This window comes from Sphingomonas sp. (assembly GCF_019746665.1).
In the GTDB taxonomy this organism is placed as follows: domain Bacteria; phylum Pseudomonadota; class Alphaproteobacteria; order Sphingomonadales; family Sphingomonadaceae; genus Sphingomonas.
In genome coordinates this window covers 1-15,061 of the sequence record NZ_JAIERS010000009.1, presented here as the reverse complement: position 1 = coordinate 15,061, position 15,061 = coordinate 1, and the positions used below count along the sequence as shown (strand labels likewise).

The following is a 15,061-nucleotide window of genomic DNA, read 5'->3' as shown; positions in this document are numbered from 1 at the left end:
GGCTGGCGTCAGCTGCCGTTGTAGACCGAGCCGATCACGTTCACGCCATCGGCGCGGAACTCGGCGATCAGCGTTTTCAAGTCGGCGAGCAATGTCTGGTCCTTGCGGCCGACGACGAGCGCATAATGCGTTAGCAGCGCGATCCGGCGCGCATCGGCGCGCTGCTTGGCCGGCGGCGGCACGGCGATCGTCAGATCGAAATCGCGCAGGCACAGATCGAACGCCCGCGCCATCTGCGGCCCAAACACCAACTGCTGGGCATTGTCCGACGGCGTCCCCGCATAGATCACCGACAGGTTGCGCACCACGTTCGAGCGCACCACGTTGCTCAGCGACATCTTGCGGTCCTCGAGCAGTTCGCTGAGGCCGACGATCGCGTCATGCGGCTGGATCAGCTTTTCCAGCCCGCCGCTGCGCAGGTCGCAATCGACGAGTAGCGTGCGGACGCCGCTCTGCGCCAGCGCGACCGCGAGATTGGCGGCGAGCCACAGCGCGCCGTCCGCGGCATTCGGCGCGCTGATCGTCAGTCCGCGCCGGCCCTCGTTCAAATGGCTCGCGGTCAAGTGGTTACGCAGCGCGCTGATCGATTCGGCGTCGACCCCATTGGGGTCGCTGATCACGACCAGATTGTTGCTGAACGCGTAGTTGGCCTGGGTATCGGGCGTGGTATCGCGCGTAACGATCATCGCACGGTCGGCGGTTGTCTGCGTCATGCTCCACTTCCCCTGCGGCCGCGGCCGTTTAGAAAAACCGCCCGCCCACGGTCAAGGTATCGCCCGGCTGCAGCTTGTCGTCGAGCTTGGCCTTGAACTCCTGCTGGCCGCGATGAAGCACCACCTTCTTGGCCGAGCCGATCGCCGTCAGACCGCCACCCCGGGCGAGCGCCTGGCGCACCGTCATCCCGCTGTCGATCGGATAGACGCCGGGATTGCTCACCTGGCCGTAGATGTAAAAGATTTCGGCCGGCGCGATGAAGACCTTGTCCCCGGGCTGGATCACCGGATCACCCGGGCCGCCCGCGGTCGCGATCAGGCGCAGCGAATAGTTGCGCGTGGTCCCATTCGCGTTGGTGAGCGTGATCGTGTCGATGCCGCTCGCCTTCACGCCGCCCGCCCGGGCGATGATTTCCGACAGGTGATAGGGGCGATCGAGCGAGACCAGGCCGGGCGTGTTGATTTCGCCCAGCACCGTCGCATAGCGGCTGACCGCGCTGGCGACCGTGACGCTGACTTCGGGGCGGCGGAAATAGCCGCCGCTGATCAGGCGGCTGGCGATGTCGTCGCGCGCCTGCGCGGGCGTGCGCCCGGCGATCGGCGTCCGCCCGATCAGCGGCAGGACCACGGTGCCGTCGGGCTCGACCGTGACGCGCGCCTTATAGTCAGTGCTGTCGGCCAGGGCCACGTCGATCACGTCGCCCGAGCCAAGGACATAGCCCGGATCGACCGCCGCGCCCGCTTGGTCGGCACCAGCCGTGGGCGCTTGCGCCGGCGCCTGGGCAGCGGCGGGGGCGAGCCCCGCGAGCGCCAACGCCATCGCCAGGAAAGTCGCAATCAGCCTTCGCAGCATCGTCAAACCCTCGCTATCGTTCGCTTCGTCCCGGCGCTAGAAAACGCCGCGTAGCCCGAAAAAGACGCGCGCCGCGTCATATTCGAAAACCGCGCTGTTCGCGCGCCGGCTCGAATAGCCGGCCCCAGCCGTCAATACGAGCCGGCGACCGAGCTTGTAAAAGAATTCGCCGTTCAGATCGTGCCGCTGGTCGTTGGTGAGCAGCGCGACCGCCGCGGGCAGCGCCCGGCTGTTCACATAGCGCGTGTCGCCATATTGGTACCGCGCGTTGAACGACAAAGTCGGTCCCAGCTGCAGCGCGGCGCTGGCGGTGATCGTGTTGTCGACGGTGTAATCGACCAGATAGGACAGGCTCGGCTGGGTAACACGCGCGGCGGTCACCTCGAAGCTCGCCTTTTCGGTGGGTGACACGCGCACCACCAGCTCTCCGGTCACGCCCGTGAAGCTCGCGCCCTGCACTGTCGCGACATCGGTGTAGTTGACCCGCGCCTTGCCGTAGAAGAAGCGCGTGACATCGCGCACATAATAGACGCCGACGCTGCGTGTGGGAAAGGACTGTAGCCCCGACAGCAGGGTGCCGGTGCTGCCGTCGCGCGCGGTATAGCGTGTATCCTCGACGCTGCCGACAATCCCCAACTCGCCGATCGAGGGCTGGCGATAGCTGATGCCGCCGCCATAGGTGAAGGTTTCGAAATCGGAGCCGCGGCGCAGCGCGTTGGTATTGGTGCCGCGCGAATAGTCGAACTGCCCGAACGGCTGCAGCCCGACCACGCCGCCACAGCCGATCGTGACGCCGACCGAGGTCGTCGTCTCGAAATTCTGCACGCTCGCCAGCTGCGCGACGAGATTGCCGACGTTTGTCCGAACCCGGCTGAGCTCCCCATCGAGGCTCGCCGAGCAGCGCGCAAATTCGGTGGAGACGCCGCCCGACAGCGCCAGCTGTTCGCCATCCAGCCGCGAGTTCCGCGCATGGATCAGGTAGGAGGCCGTGCCGGTAAGATAGGCCTGGCTGCGGCCGAAGGGCAGGCTGACGTTGATCAGCGCATTGGGCGCGACGTAAACGTCCGACGGATCCAACCCGTTTTGCTGGGCGACATTGATATTGGCGCGGGCGACGTTGCTGTCATAGGTGGTGGTCAGCCCCAGCGTCACCTCGATCTCGCGCACGAATTTTTGGCGCTGAACCAGCCGAACGCCCTGTTGCGGGGTCCTGCTTGTCGCCGGTTGCCCAACCGATACCGCCTGCGCGCTGGCCGCGACCGGAAGCGCGATGAGCAGCGCGGCGCAGCCCCATTTTATTGGTTTGATCACCCGGGTCCCCCTGGCTGCCATGTCATTGTCACCGATGGGCGCAGCTTATGCAACCGTCGCCCTTGGGCGCAAAGCGCTTTATGCGAGCATCAGGGTCCAAGCCTATGCAGTAATTGCTAACTTAACCCACCGATCGCATAAGGCCCCAGTGGCAACGACGGCGCTTGACCTCCCTTCCGCGGCACGCTCGACGGATTCCGCGCCGGGGCAGGGATCGCGCTTCCTGGCGCTGTGTCTGCTGATCTGGGCGGTGCCGAGCGCGGTGCGGCTGGCGCTGCAACCCGCCGCTTTCGGACCAGGCGGACCGCTGCTCATCATGTTGCCGGCGGCGTTGTGGCTCGCCTGGCGCGATTGGCCCGCCGATGCCGCCGCCGCCCCCGGGCGACCCGCGCTGGTGACGGGCGCGCTGCTCGGCGCGTTGATCCTGCACGCGGCGGGCATGGTGTTTGGCGTCCTCTTCGCCGAGCTGCTGGCCATTCACGCGGCGGTGGTCGCATTGCTTTACGCGCATGGCGGCGCGCGGCTGTGCCGGCGGCTCGTGGTACCGTTGCTGTTCGCGCTCACGGCGCTGCCGTTGCCGGGCGCGGTGATTGGGCCGGCAACGCTCGGGCTGAAGCTGTTCGTCGCCCAGGCCAGCCTGGTGCTGCTTAGCTGGGGCGGAGGGGAGGTGGCACGCAGCGGCAGCGCCCTCTTCATCGGCCCCTATGAATTGACCGTCGAGGCGGCGTGCGCGGGTATCAATTCGGCGCTCGGCCTGGTCGCGGTCGGGCTGTTCTACACTTATCTGCGCGGTGCGCGCGGGTGGCGGATGGCGATGTTGATGGCGGCGGCGGTGCCCGTCGCGATCGCGGCGAACGTGTTTCGGGTCTTGCTGCTCGCGGTGTTCGTCACCCACTGGGGGGTGTGGCTGCTCGACACGCCGCTGCATCCGGCGACAGGCCTCGCGATGTTCGCGGTGGCGGTGCTGCTGTTGATGGCGCTCGACGGCGCGCAGCGCATGATCGCCCGGGCGGGCGGCGGGCGATGATCGCGCGGCGCGAGCTGCTGCTGGGCGGCGCCATGCTCGCGGCGGCGGCGGGCGAGGGCGCGTGGCTTTGGTCGCGCCCGCGACACCGTGGCGGGCGGCTGCCGATCGACGCTTGGTTGCCCCCCGTCGTCGCCGGGCGCCTGATCGACCGGAACGCCGCGCCGTTGCTGCCCCAGCGAGATGCCTTTGTCGACCAGATCTACGACGATTACGCCGCTTGCAGCTATGCCGTGGCCGGCGCCGCGCCGATCACGCTGCTCATCGCGCACCGGGCCGGGCAAGGGCGCGGGATCGAGCTGCACCGGCCCGAAAGCTGCTACCCGCCGGTCGGCTATCAGCTGACGCACCCTCGGTCGCGCCGCCTGCGCCTGCGCGGGCAAGCGGTCGACGCCCGCGCGCTCACCGCGGTGCGCAGCGGCCGGGCCGAGGAGCTGCTCTACTGGACACGCATCGGAGACAGCTTTCCGCTCGGTTATTGGCAAACGCAGCTCGCGATCGCGCGCGGATCGCTGGATGGCGGAAGCGACGGCGTGCTGGTGCGTCTGTCGATCCCGAGCGCCGACGCGGGCGCGGGCGAGGCGCTGCTCGCCGACTTCGCCGCGCATTTCCTGGCGCGCGTCCCGCCGCCGCTCGCGCGTCTGTTGGTCGGTACTGGACAATAATATCCCGGCTGGACAAGGGGATAGTTTCGCGGCACATCCGATTCCCTAGGGAGATGGCGCGGTGCGCGCGGTACAGGGGATCAAAGCTTGGGAGCCGGTGGCGCGGCGCGCCCGCGGCGCGTCGATCAGCGCGATGGCGGTGATGGCGCTCACGGCCTGCGCCAAGCCCGCGCCCAGCGGCCAGGTTCTGGTCGATGTCGATGGCACCGATATCACCCGGCGCGATCTGGTGGTCGAGCTGCAATCGCCCGAGGGGCGCGGCGTGGCGCCGGCGGCGCTGATCGAGCGCCTCATCGATCGCCGGCTGCTCGCCGCCGCGGCGCGGAACGACGGGTTGGATCAGAGCCCGGATTATCTTGGCCAGGTCCGGCGCCAGCGGGAGCTGCTGCTGGCCCAAATCTATATCGATCGGATCGCGCAAACGGTGCCGCCGCCCACCGCCGCGGCAGTCGCCACTTATATCGCCCGGCACCCGCAAGCCTTCGCCGAGCGCCGGCTGATCGACGCGCTGCGGCTTACCACCGCGCCGACGCCGGTCGCCCAGCGCCTGTTGCGCGCGGCGCCGAACATCGCGCCGGCCGCCGCCGCGCTCGCCCGCGCGGGCCAGGTCGCCAAGCTCGAACCCGTGACGTTCGATAGCGCCGCCGTACCACCCGCGACCTTCGCCGCGCTGGCTGGATCAGCGCGACCGGTATTCACCGACGCGACCGATCGGATCGAGGCGATCATGCCGCTCCGGGTGCGGCCCGCGCCGCTGACGGGCGCGGCGGCGACCGACGAAGCGCGCCGGGCGCTGACGACCGCGGCGGTGACCGCGCGCATCGCCGAGCGCCTGCAAACCGCGCGCGCCCGCGCGCGCATCCGGCGGCAATCCGGGCGGACGCTTGAGGCGATCAAGGAAAAAACGGCATGACAGGCCAGCATAATCCATACCGCGCGAGCGACATCACGCTCGCCGCGCTCGCCGCCGCGGGTGTGATCGTGGTCGCTTGGCAAGCTTATCGGTTCGCGGCGCCGTTCGGTCTGCTGCGCGATTGGCAACTCGGCTGGTTCGGCCAATATTTCCCTGGCCTGAGCGTGCTTGTGTTGCTCGCACTGGTCGCCGTCGTCGCCGGGCTGGCCCCCCTGGTGACTTCGCGGAAGCGCGCCGCCCTGATGGACGGTGAGCGTGCCCGTCGACGTGCCCGGCAACTATATCTGGTGCTGGCGTTCGTTACCGCCGCGTTCGCCGCCGGGCTGGTCGCGGCGCTCGTGCCGCTGTTGACCATGCCCAACGACCGCGCGCCCGCGGTGCGCGTCGATGCGCGCGCGGCGGGGCTGGCGCAGGGTCCAGCGACGCTGGTCGGGCGGATCGTGCCGGGCAAGGCGATCGTCTTCAGGCGCACGGTGGGGCTCGCCACGCGGCGGCTGCAGCTCGTCGCGATCGAGAGCGGCGCGGCGGGCACGAAGGCGCGCTATCTGATCGAGGTGCCGACAGCCACCGCGGGCGACAACCGTACCGAGCATCGCGGGCTGCTGGTGCAGAACGCGCTTCCCGCCGATGCGGTTCTGGCGCTGGAGGAATCGGGCCAACCCGTCGCGCGCCCTTACGCCGTGCTGTTCATGACAGCGGCGAGCGCGAGCTGGGCGGCATCCGCCTTCGTCGTGCAGCTGGGCTTGCTGACGCTGGTTTCGCTCGCGGCGACGATCATCCAGCGCGGGATCGCCCGCCGCTTGGCGGCACCGCCGCGCTTGCCCGGCGCCGCCGCTTAGGATCGTTTTCAGCTGTGCTGAGCGGGCTGGCGCCGCCGCTGGTTCAGCCCTGCCGAAACAACCACTAGGCCGCGGTTAACCACGGCCGGCGAGCCGTCTTTAAGCAAGTCGGTGGCATGGGGAGACCATGCCGCTCGAGCGACTTCTGCTGTTATTCGTGACGCTGGCCGGCGCGGTGAGTGCCGCGCAAAGCCGCCCGGAGCCGGTGGCGCCGCCGCAGCCAGCGGGGGTAACGCTGGCGTCTGCCGCGCCGCTGATCCGCGCGACCCGCGACGCCGACGGGCTGTTCTACGCGGTGCTGCGCGTCAACGGCCAACCCGTGCGCTTCGTGATCGACACCGGCGCGACGCATATGGTGCTAACCCCCGGCGACGCGGGTGCGATTGGCGCCGAGGTGATCGCGCCCGGCGCGATACGGTTGACGACCGCCGCCGGCACCGAAGCCGGCGGCCGCGCGCGCTTGCCCGATGCGGTCATCAACGGTGCGGCGCTCGGGCCGATCGACGCGATCGTCGCCCCGCCGACGCTGCGCGTCTCGCTGCTGGGCCAGGACGTGCTTTCACGCTTGGGTGGCCTGCGGATCGAGGGCGACGAACTTCGCATCGATCCCGCCGGCTGAACCGCCACCGGAACGGCGTCGGGCTTGGTCGCGACGCACGAGCGCCAAATATCTAGAGCAGAGGCGCGGCGCGCCAGCGCGCCGATCAGCCGAAGAAGAACCAGGCCATCGCGGCATAACCCGCCGCCAGCGCGCCAATGCCGATCGCGCGCGAGAGGTGACGCAGCGCGATGTCGACCCGGCTCGGCTGATCGAAGGTGGCGAGCTCGGCGAACCGCGCCTCGATCATCCGCTGCCAATCGGCCACGACCCCGCCTTCGGCAACGTTGCCGCCCGACACGGGGGGCAGCGCGATCGCGGTTTGCGGGGTTTCGATAGGCTGTGGGCGCATGGTCGGCTCCTTCGTCGCCACCATCCATGCGCTGGAAAGTGTTAACAACAAACGAAAGCGCCCGCCGCGTCTTGCTGCAACTGCGAAATAGATTGTGCGGTAGCGAAGATGCTTGCGATTACCAGGCGACGCCGACCATGGCTACTAGGCGGTGCAAATACCTACTTGCAATGTGCCAATTCGATACATAGCTTGATCGTAGGAGAGAGCAGCGAAATGCTGTAGGTTAATAACACAGAGCGAGACTGTTTCGATGGACCGCCGCCCGAATTTTGGTTCCTCCCATACGCCGGCGCGAAGCCTTGCCGGGCTCCAGAGTCTCGATGACGATGGCGTGGCCTATTGGACGTCGCGGTGGATCGGCTATGCGGCGCTGCTCGCCGGGTTCGCGATCGCAGCGATCTTCCTGATCTAGCCTGCCTGCGTTGGGGCACGGCTGGCCCCGCCAACCTTTCGGCCCATCCCAGATTGGTTCATCATTCCGTTGCCGTGGTTTGCACGGCTGCGCCAAGCCGATTATACTTTAATCACTTGGAAAGCATGTATCCCATGTTGAGCGCTCCTGGCGTGTGGGATGGAGGTCAGTCGTCGTCGGACGCTGATGATGTGGCAGTTTGGGGGCGATGTTGACCGGCAATTTGGCTGTTTCCCCTGATACGCGCGCCAAAATCCCCGCGCGGCCGATCACCACCGAATCGATGCGGGTCATGGTGTATCTGGTGCAGATGCTGCTCGATCTGCTCGCGATCTGCCTTGCCTTCGCGATCTCGGCGCTCATCCGTCACGGCACCTTCGGCTTCGTGATGGACAGCGCCACGCTCATCACCTTGCTGCCGGTATTCGCGATCGTCGCCTTTTATTCGGGCGCTTACAGCTATGAAGCGTTCGCGACCCGCGTCGGGATCGAGCGCGTGCTGTCGTCGCTTGCCTTGGCGCTCGCGTTCAACGCGCTCACATCGGTGGCGCTGAAGGACGGTACCGATATCTCGCGACTGTTCCTGTTCGTGGGCGTTGGCATCGCCGCGCTGTTGATCAGTGCCGAACGGCTGGTGGTGCAGTGGTTCGTCGGCCAAAAGCTCGGCGCGCGTTTCATCCGCCGGGTGCTGGTGATCGATGGCGAAACGGTCGAAGCGCCGCCCGGCTATGAAGTGTTCGACATGGCGGCGCTGGGCATCGTCGCCGATCCCAATGATCCGCACGCGCTGCACCAGATTTCCGGCCTGCTCTACGGCGCCGACCAGGTCGTGGTTTCGGCGGCGCGCGACCGGCGCGAGACCTGGTCGCTGTTCCTGAAAGGCATCGGCTGCAACGGCGAACTCCTCCTGCCCGAGCTTCACGCGATCGGCCACCTGAGCCTTGATCGCGGCGCGACCCTCGCCGGCATCCCGGTGTCGACGGGCCGGCTGGATATTCGCAGCCGCCTGCTCAAGCGGCTGTTCGATCTGGCGATCACGGTGCCCGCGATCATCGTGTTGACCCCGCTCATGCTCGTGATCGCGGTGCTGGTGAAGCTTTCCAGCCCCGGCCCGGTGCTGTTCCGCCAGCGCCGCATGGGACGCAGCAACCGGCTGTTCGACGTCTATAAATTCCGCACCATGCGGGAGGAGAGCTGCGACAGCGATGGACGTCGCTCGACGGCGCGTGACGATGATCGCATCACGCCCCTGGGCCGCATCCTGCGCCGCACCAGCCTCGACGAACTGCCCCAGCTGTTCAACGTGGTGGAGGGCGATATGAGCCTGGTCGGCCCGCGTCCCCATGCGTTGGGCTCGCTCGCGGGCGATCAGCTCTTCTGGCACGTCGACCGGCGTTATTGGCTGCGCCATGCGATCAAGCCCGGCATCACCGGCCTTGCGCAGGTGCGGGGGTTTCGGGGCGCGACCGACCATCGCGACGATTTGATGCTGCGCCTGCAATGCCACCTTGAATATGCGTCGCGTTGGTCGCTGTTCATCGACGCCTATATCCTGCTGCGCACCTTCGCGGTGCTGGTCCACAAGCGCGCTTATTGAAGCGGCGCGGGATCGGCGCCGGCGTCGATACGCTGCAGCGCCGCGATCAGCCGCTCGATCTGCCGATAGCGACAGAAGTTGACGACGTTGCCCGCGTCACGGCTGGCGCGGACCTGCTGGTGCGCATGGGTCAGCGCGGCGTCGCCATGCGAGGCGATCAACGCCAGCGCGGTTTCAGCGAGCGCGCGATCGGTAAGAATGGGGAGCGGGTCGACCGGCGCGGTTGGGAGCTGCATGGCACCCCTGTAGGCCCCGCTTGCCCTCTATCGCTTTACCCATTTTGGTAAATGTGCCGGCAGCCATGGCCTTTGTGCCGCCGGCATGGCAGGGCACCGTGATGCGCAGTCCTTCCAAACGGTCGCCCGCGGCGGGCGGCATCCTCCTGGCGATCGCGACCATGCTTGGCGCCTTCATCGGCGCGACCCAGCGCCAGCCGAGCGCGGGCTTGCTGATCGGGCTCGGCGTGGGGGCGTTGCTGGCGCTGGGCGTATGGCTGCTCGATCGCGGACGGGGCTGAGCGCCTAGCGTAACCGCCGGGTAAGCCGCACCACGCGCCCGACCCGCTCCGCCCCCGCCGCGCTCATCGGCGGATAAGCCGGGTTGTCGCTCAGCAGCCGCCAGCCGTCGGCGGCGCGGGCGACGCGCTTCACCAAGAGCGCGCCGTCGCGACGCAGCACGAACAGCCCTTCGCCCTCGCGGTCGCGCGCGTCGATCAGCAGTTCGTCGCCCGGGGCGATCGTCGGCAGCATCGAATCGCCCTCGGCGGTCAGGATCGCCGCCGCGCCGGGGGCGAGGCCGAGCGCGCGCAACGTGGCCGCGTCGAACGTCTCATGTCCCAGCGCGCGCGCTTCCTCGACCGGCACGCCATGCCCCGCCGCCGCGCGCGCATCGAGCCGGGGCACCGCGACCGGGGGCGGCGGCGCGGGCGGACCGCCCAGCTCGACCTCATCCACCCCCAGATAAGCCGCGAGCCGGCGCCGGTCGCCCTCGTCGAGCCGCTTGGGCGAGCCGCGCGTCGCGAATTGCTGGAGATAGGCGGCGTTCCGCCCGATCAGCCGCGACAGCGCCGCGAGGCTCTCCCCCCGCGCCGCCGCATGGGCCAGCAGGGCCGCGCGGGGGTCGTTCGTCATGACGCGACTGTAGCATAGGAAAAATCCTAGACAAGTTGGAAAGCCAATGAGAACAAATAAGGAACAATGAGTCGGGAGACGATGATGCTACTGTCCAAGATCGAACGCTTCCTGCGCCGCACCAACATGCCGCCGACGCGCTTTGGAAGGCTCGCCGCCAATGATCCGCGGCTGGTGGGCGACTTGCGCCGGGGACGCGAGCCGCGCGAGGCGATGGCGGCGCGGGTCGAGCGCTTCATCCGCGAGTTCGAGGCATGAGCGCGTTGATCGCCCAGCGGCTGGTGCGTTCGGCGGCGGCGGCGGGGTGCGCGGTGCGCGTGCGCGCGCATCACAGCCGCCACTGGGCGAGCGCGACCTTCACCGGCACCCGCCACGCGCTGACGCTCGCCGCCGCCGCCTCGCCGGCGTTCGATGCCTGGCTCGCGGGGCTGCACGACGCCGAGTTCGACACGCGGCGCGAGTTGGTCGCCGACCTCGCGCTGGTCGAGCGCGCGGCGGTGGGGGACGAAGTGGAGGCGCGGATCGAGGCGCTGACGGTGGCGGTGGAGGGGTAGCGTTTCAGCGGCTCGGGAGGACGAGGCCCGTGCCGTTCAATCCCAGCGCCCCGCCGCCGCGTCGTCGGCCGTGCGCGCCTCCACCCAGCGCGCGCCTTGCGGCGTTTCCTCGCGCTTCCAGAACGGCGCGTCGGTCTTCAGCCGGTCGATCAGGAACGCGCACGCGTCGAGCGCCGCCGCGCGGTGGCGCGCGGCGGTGCCGACGAAGACGATGCGCTCGCCCGGCAGCATCCGCCCGACGCGGTGAACGATCGTCGCGGCGCTCAGCGACCAGCGCTCGCTCGCCGCCTGGGCGAGCTTCAGCAGCGCCGCATCGGTCGCGCCCGGATAATGTTCCAGCTCGAGCGCGCTCACGCCATCGTCGCGCCGCACCAGGCCCGTGAAGCTCGCGACCGCGCCCGCCTCGGCGCCTTCCAGCCGCGCGAGTTCGGCCGCCGTATCGATCGGCTCGGTCGGCAGCAGCACGCGGATCATCCGCCCGTCACCGGCGGGAACAGCGCCACCTCGCGCGCGCTCTTGATCGAGGCGTCGAGGCCCACGAACACCTGATCGACCGCGGCGCGCAACCGCGTGCTGTCGGCGAGCGCCGCGTCCTCGACGGGTCCGCGCGCGCGCAGCCAGGCGATCAGCTGCGCGACCGTCTCGACCTCGGCCGGCGGCGCCACCCGCTCGCCGCCGCGCCCCATCTTCTCGCGCACCCAGGCGAAGTAGAGCAGCTCCATCAGCTATCCATATGCTTCAGGCCGACGCGCAGATAGTCATAGCCTGTCACCAGCGTCAGCAGCGCGGCGCTCCACAGCGCGACCAGGCCGATCAAGTGCAGCGTCGCCAGGCCGGGCAGCGCGCCCGCCAGGATCAGCGCGCCGAGCGCAACCAGCTGCAGCGTGGTCTTCCACTTGGCGAGCTGCGACACCGGCACCGACACCTGCAATTGCGCCAGGAACTCGCGCAGCCCCGATACCGCGATCTCGCGCAGCAGGATGACGAGCGCGGCGATCACGTCCGGCCCCTGGATATGGCCGGCCCCCACCAGGATCAGGATGACGGCCGCGACCATGATCTTGTCGGCGATCGGATCGAGGAAAATGCCCAGCTTCGACACCGTGCCCTGCGCGCGGGCCAGATAACCGTCGAAATAATCGGTCACGCCCATCAGGCAGTAGAGCGCGAACGCCAACGCATAGCCCAGCGCCCAACCGGGCCAGGCCAGCAGCAGCACGAGCAGCGGCACCGCGACGATCCGCGAAAGCGTCAGCAGATTGGGCAGGGTGAGCATCCCCCCGAATTAAGGCGGCCCGCGTCCGCTGGGAAGCCGTAACCTCCGCCCCGCCTCAGCCGAATCCATTTGCGGCAATTGTCGGGCATCGGCTATGCCGCCCGCCACTTTGATGCCAAAAGGATCGCACCTTCCGCCATGCTGAACGCGCTCGGGCTACTCAAGGAGCGCCGCTTTCTCCCGCTCTTCACCACGCAGTTTCTGGGAGCTTTCAACGACAATCTGTTCAAGCAGGCGATGGTGCTGTTCGCGACCTATCGCATCTTCAACGACGCCAAGGTGGAGCAATCGTTCAACGCGCTGGCCACCGCGATCGGGATCCTGCCGTTCTTCCTGCTTTCGGCGCTGGCCGGGCAATTGGCGGACACGCACGACAAGTCGCGCATCATCCGCATCGTCAAGACCGCCGAAATCCTGATCATGGTCGCCGGCGGCGCCGGGCTGCTGATCGCCCATGCCGGCTACAGCATGGCCGGGCTGGCGCTGATGCTGATCGCGGTGCTGGGGCTGGGGGTTCATTCGACCTTCTTCGGCCCGATCAAATACGCCATCCTGCCGCAGCATCTGCGCGAGGACGAGGTGCTGGGCGGCACCGGCCTGGTGGAGGCGGCGACCTATCTCGCGATCCTGACCGGCACGATCGTCGCCGGTTTCCTGGCGAAGCTGCCGCCGCACTGGACGGTGATCAGCGTGCTCTCCATCGCCGGCGTCGGCTGGCTGATGTCGCTGCGCGTGCCGCCCGCGCCGCGGCTGGGCAAGGTGCTGAAGATCGACGCCAATCCCTTCACCGCCAGCCTTCGCATCATCTCGGCGACGATGCACATTCCGCGGCTGTTCATGGCGATCGTCGCGATCAGCTTCTTCTGGTCGATGGGGGCGGTGCTGATCATCATCTTCCCGCCGCTGGTGAAGAATGTGCTGACCGCCGACGAGACGGTGACGACGACGATCATCGCCTTGTTCTCGATCGGGGTCGCGGTCGGCTCGGTCGCGATCAACGCGCTGCTGAAAGGGCATACTTCAGCCAAATATGCGCCGGGATCGGTGATCGCGATGGGGCTGTGCGTCGTCGCCTTCTCGCTGCTGTGCCGCGCCTGGCCGGCGGCGCCGGCGGGCACGCTTTATGATCTGGAGGCGTTCTTCAGCCTGTCGCGCGCCTGGGCGGTGATCGCCGCGCTGATGGCGATCGCGATCACCGGCGGGATGTTCGTGGTGCCGCTCTATGCGTTCCTCACCACTTCTGTGGAAAAGGACCAGACTTCGCGCACGGTGGCGGCGAACAATGTCGTCAACGCCGGCGCGATGGCGGTGAGTTCGGGTGTCGTGGTTGGCATCGGCACGCTCGGCGTGCTGCCGCAGGACATGCTGTTCCTGGTCGCGGCGATGAGCCCGATCGCCGCCTGGCTCGGGCACCGGCTGCACCAGCTGTGCGACTGATCAGAAGATCAGCGTGTAGATGCAGATGAAGAAGGCGGTGAAGCTCAGCGCGAACAGCCGCAGATCCTGGTCATCGTCATGCCGGCGCGCGGGGCGCGGCGGGGGCAGGCGGCGGCGCAGCGGATGGCGCGCCGAAGGGTTTAACAAGCCGTTCATGAGCGCAGTTAACGCGCCGGTAAGAATTAGGGCCAGCGGCCAGAATCGTTAACGCCGTCCCGGCGCGGGACGTCAGTTCTTCAGCCGCCAGCCGCTCGCGAGCAGGCGGTAGACGAGCAGCCCGAAAGCGAGGTCGATCACCCCGATCACCACCGCGCCCAGCGCGACGTTCGAATCCGCCTCCAGCAGGAAGCCATAGCGGAAGCCCGAGATGATGTAGAAGAACGGGTTGAAATGGCTGATCATCTGGAACGTCGGCGCCAGCCGGTCGATCGAGTAGAAGGTGCCCGACAGCAGCGACAAGGGCGCGATCACGAAATTGGTGACGCTCGCCGCATGATCGAATTTCTCCGCCCACATCGAGGTGAGCACTCCGAGCAGCGACAGGAACACCGAGCCCGTCAGCGCGAAATAAAGGATCGCGAGCGGGTGGCGCGGCACGACATGCACCCCCGGCCACAGCTGCACCACCAGGAACACCGCGCCGCCGATGCAGAAAGCGCGCGTCACCGCCCCGCCCACCAGCCCGGCGAGCAGCTCGCCGGTGGAAAGCGGCGGCATCAGATAATCGACGATCGTCCCCTGGATCTTGCCGACGAGCAGCGAGAAGCTGGAATTGGCGAAGGCGTTCTGCAGCATCTGCATCATGATCAGCCCGGGCGCCAGGAAGTCCGCGAAGGCGACCTCGGTGCCGCCCACCAGGATCGGTCGTCGCGCGCCGGTCGCGACCGTGAAGATCACCATGAACAGCACCGCCGTCACCGCCGGACCCCAGACGGTTTGCAGCTGCACCTTGAAGAAGCGGCGCACCTCCTTCACATAGAGCGTGCGGAGCCCTCCCCAATTCACGCGGCGGAACAGCGGCGCCCCTGGCGGACGCTGGCGGGAAAGTTGTTCTTGGCTGCTCATGGCCAAGCGGGGTAGTCGCTCGGGCTGTGCTGGGCAAGCTGGCCGGTAAGGGCAGGCGGTGAAGGATAAAGAATGAGCTGGACCGAAGAGCGGATCGAAACGCTGAAGACGATGTGGGAAAAGGGCCTTACCGCCAGCCAGATCGCCGAAACTTTGGGGGGCGTCAGCCGCAACGCGGTGATCGGCAAGGCGCACCGCTTGGGCCTGCAGGCGCGCCCCTCGCCGGTGAAGGCGCATGAGGAGGCCAAGGCCGCGGCGCCGGCGCCCGCCGCTCCCGCCCCGGCCGCGCCCCCCGCCACGCCAAGCGCCGCCGCCCCCA

23 protein-coding genes are annotated in these 15,061 nt (G+C 68.1%); 12 read left to right on the top strand and 11 right to left on the bottom strand.

Features of this window, described 5'->3' with window-relative positions:
• Positions 1–8 precede the first annotated feature (8 nt).
• The 3 genes from K2X73_RS07740 to K2X73_RS07730 are packed head-to-tail and all read right to left on the bottom strand — an operon-like array spanning position 9 to position 2,877.
• A complete protein-coding gene (locus K2X73_RS07740; protein WP_294109661.1) occupies positions 9–713 on the bottom strand; it encodes a diutan polysaccharide export protein in 705 nt (234 codons plus the stop codon).
• Between the two features lie 28 nt (positions 714–741).
• On the bottom strand, positions 742–1,566 hold the full coding sequence (locus K2X73_RS07735; protein WP_294109658.1) for a polysaccharide biosynthesis/export family protein: 825 nt from the start codon (positions 1,564–1,566) through the stop codon (positions 742–744).
• A gap of 36 nt (positions 1,567–1,602) precedes the next feature.
• A complete protein-coding gene (locus K2X73_RS07730) occupies positions 1,603–2,877 on the bottom strand; it encodes an outer membrane beta-barrel protein (RefSeq protein ID WP_294109656.1) in 1,275 nt (424 codons plus the stop codon).
• Positions 2,878–3,025: 148 nt separating this feature from the next.
• Between K2X73_RS07730 and K2X73_RS07725 the strand changes: the two genes are divergently transcribed.
• From K2X73_RS07725 to K2X73_RS07705, 5 genes are all read left to right on the top strand, one after another.
• A complete protein-coding gene (locus K2X73_RS07725; RefSeq protein WP_294109654.1) occupies positions 3,026–3,904 on the top strand; it encodes an exosortase/archaeosortase family protein in 879 nt (292 codons plus the stop codon).
• Complete coding sequence (locus tag K2X73_RS07720) at positions 3,901–4,566, top strand: exosortase C-terminal domain/associated protein EpsI (RefSeq protein WP_294109652.1); 666 nt, start codon at positions 3,901–3,903, stop codon at positions 4,564–4,566. The genes K2X73_RS07725 and K2X73_RS07720 overlap by 4 nt, the downstream gene beginning before the upstream one ends.
• A 97-nt stretch (positions 4,567–4,663) precedes the next feature.
• Complete coding sequence (locus K2X73_RS07715) at positions 4,664–5,479, top strand: hypothetical protein (protein ID WP_294109650.1); 816 nt, start codon at positions 4,664–4,666, stop codon at positions 5,477–5,479.
• The gene (locus K2X73_RS07710) at positions 5,476–6,318 is read left to right on the top strand and encodes a hypothetical protein (protein WP_294109648.1); all 843 of its coding nucleotides are present in this window, start codon (positions 5,476–5,478) and stop codon (positions 6,316–6,318) included. Before K2X73_RS07715 ends, K2X73_RS07710 begins: the two co-directional genes overlap by 4 nt.
• Positions 6,319–6,445: 127 nt before the next feature.
• The gene (locus K2X73_RS07705; protein WP_294109646.1) at positions 6,446–6,937 is read left to right on the top strand and encodes a TIGR02281 family clan AA aspartic protease; all 492 of its coding nucleotides are present in this window, start codon (positions 6,446–6,448) and stop codon (positions 6,935–6,937) included.
• Positions 6,938–7,022: 85 nt separating this feature from the next.
• On the opposite strand, the gene K2X73_RS07700 is transcribed toward K2X73_RS07705, so the two are convergent.
• Positions 7,023–7,268, bottom strand: coding sequence for a hypothetical protein (locus tag K2X73_RS07700; protein ID WP_294109645.1), 246 nt, complete (start codon positions 7,266–7,268; stop codon positions 7,023–7,025).
• A 253-nt stretch (positions 7,269–7,521) separates the two neighbouring features.
• Between K2X73_RS07700 and K2X73_RS07695 the strand changes: the two genes are divergently transcribed.
• Positions 7,522–7,683 carry a hypothetical protein gene (locus K2X73_RS07695; RefSeq protein WP_294109643.1) on the top strand — a complete coding sequence of 54 codons (162 nt, stop codon included), beginning with the start codon at positions 7,522–7,524 and terminating at the stop codon, positions 7,681–7,683.
• Positions 7,684–7,894: 211 nt separating this feature from the next.
• The gene (locus tag K2X73_RS07690; RefSeq protein WP_294109641.1) at positions 7,895–9,280 is read left to right on the top strand and encodes a sugar transferase; all 1,386 of its coding nucleotides are present in this window, start codon (positions 7,895–7,897) and stop codon (positions 9,278–9,280) included.
• On the opposite strand, the gene K2X73_RS07685 is transcribed toward K2X73_RS07690, so the two are convergent.
• Positions 9,274–9,516, bottom strand: a complete 243-nt coding sequence (locus K2X73_RS07685) for a hypothetical protein (RefSeq protein ID WP_294109639.1) — start codon at positions 9,514–9,516, stop codon at positions 9,274–9,276. The two genes, K2X73_RS07690 and K2X73_RS07685, sit on opposite strands and share 7 nt — an antisense overlap.
• Positions 9,517–9,581: 65 nt before the next feature.
• Here K2X73_RS07685 and K2X73_RS07680 point away from each other — a divergent pair, with 65 nt between their 5' ends.
• A complete protein-coding gene (locus K2X73_RS07680) occupies positions 9,582–9,797 on the top strand; it encodes a hypothetical protein (RefSeq protein ID WP_294109638.1) in 216 nt (71 codons plus the stop codon).
• Positions 9,798–9,801: 4 nt separating this feature from the next.
• Here K2X73_RS07680 and K2X73_RS07675 read toward each other — a convergent pair whose 3' ends face one another.
• Positions 9,802–10,410: a S24 family peptidase gene (locus tag K2X73_RS07675; protein WP_294109637.1), complete on the bottom strand. Its 609-nt coding sequence runs from the start codon at positions 10,408–10,410 to the stop codon at positions 9,802–9,804.
• Between the two features lie 84 nt (positions 10,411–10,494).
• Between K2X73_RS07675 and K2X73_RS07670 the strand changes: the two genes are divergently transcribed.
• Both K2X73_RS07670 and K2X73_RS07665 read left to right on the top strand, forming a co-directional pair.
• Positions 10,495–10,668 (top strand): hypothetical protein, encoded by a 174-nt coding sequence (locus K2X73_RS07670; protein ID WP_294109636.1) that lies wholly within the window; start codon positions 10,495–10,497, stop codon positions 10,666–10,668.
• The gene (locus K2X73_RS07665; RefSeq protein WP_294109635.1) at positions 10,665–10,964 is read left to right on the top strand and encodes a hypothetical protein; all 300 of its coding nucleotides are present in this window, start codon (positions 10,665–10,667) and stop codon (positions 10,962–10,964) included. The genes K2X73_RS07670 and K2X73_RS07665 overlap by 4 nt, the downstream gene beginning before the upstream one ends.
• Before the next feature lie 36 nt (positions 10,965–11,000).
• Here K2X73_RS07665 and K2X73_RS07660 read toward each other — a convergent pair whose 3' ends face one another.
• Genes K2X73_RS07660 through pgsA form a run of 3 tightly spaced genes read right to left on the bottom strand, consistent with a single transcriptional unit; the run spans position 11,001 to position 12,240 of the window.
• Positions 11,001–11,438 carry a molybdenum cofactor biosynthesis protein MoaE gene (locus tag K2X73_RS07660; RefSeq protein ID WP_294109634.1) on the bottom strand — a complete coding sequence of 146 codons (438 nt, stop codon included), beginning with the start codon at positions 11,436–11,438 and terminating at the stop codon, positions 11,001–11,003.
• On the bottom strand, positions 11,435–11,686 hold the full coding sequence (gene moaD, locus K2X73_RS07655) for a molybdopterin converting factor subunit 1 (protein WP_294109633.1): 252 nt from the start codon (positions 11,684–11,686) through the stop codon (positions 11,435–11,437). Before moaD ends, K2X73_RS07660 begins: the two co-directional genes overlap by 4 nt.
• Positions 11,686–12,240 carry a CDP-diacylglycerol--glycerol-3-phosphate 3-phosphatidyltransferase gene (gene pgsA / locus K2X73_RS07650; RefSeq protein WP_294109632.1) on the bottom strand — a complete coding sequence of 185 codons (555 nt, stop codon included), beginning with the start codon at positions 12,238–12,240 and terminating at the stop codon, positions 11,686–11,688. The genes moaD and pgsA overlap by 1 nt, the downstream gene beginning before the upstream one ends.
• Before the next feature lie 138 nt (positions 12,241–12,378).
• On the opposite strand from pgsA, the gene K2X73_RS07645 reads away from it, so the two are divergent.
• Entirely contained in the window at positions 12,379–13,677 is a 1,299-nt protein-coding gene (locus tag K2X73_RS07645) for an MFS transporter (RefSeq protein ID WP_294109631.1), read from the top strand.
• On the opposite strand, the gene K2X73_RS07640 is transcribed toward K2X73_RS07645, so the two are convergent.
• Positions 13,678–13,833, bottom strand: a complete 156-nt coding sequence (locus K2X73_RS07640) for a hypothetical protein (protein ID WP_294109630.1) — start codon at positions 13,831–13,833, stop codon at positions 13,678–13,680. It abuts the gene before it with no gap.
• Between the two features lie 72 nt (positions 13,834–13,905).
• The gene (locus K2X73_RS07635) at positions 13,906–14,742 is read right to left on the bottom strand and encodes an ABC transporter permease (protein ID WP_294109629.1); all 837 of its coding nucleotides are present in this window, start codon (positions 14,740–14,742) and stop codon (positions 13,906–13,908) included.
• Positions 14,743–14,814: 72 nt separating this feature from the next.
• Here K2X73_RS07635 and K2X73_RS07630 point away from each other — a divergent pair.
• Positions 14,815–15,061 (top strand): GcrA family cell cycle regulator (locus K2X73_RS07630; RefSeq protein ID WP_294109628.1); only part of this gene is annotated, 247 nt, incomplete at its 3' end.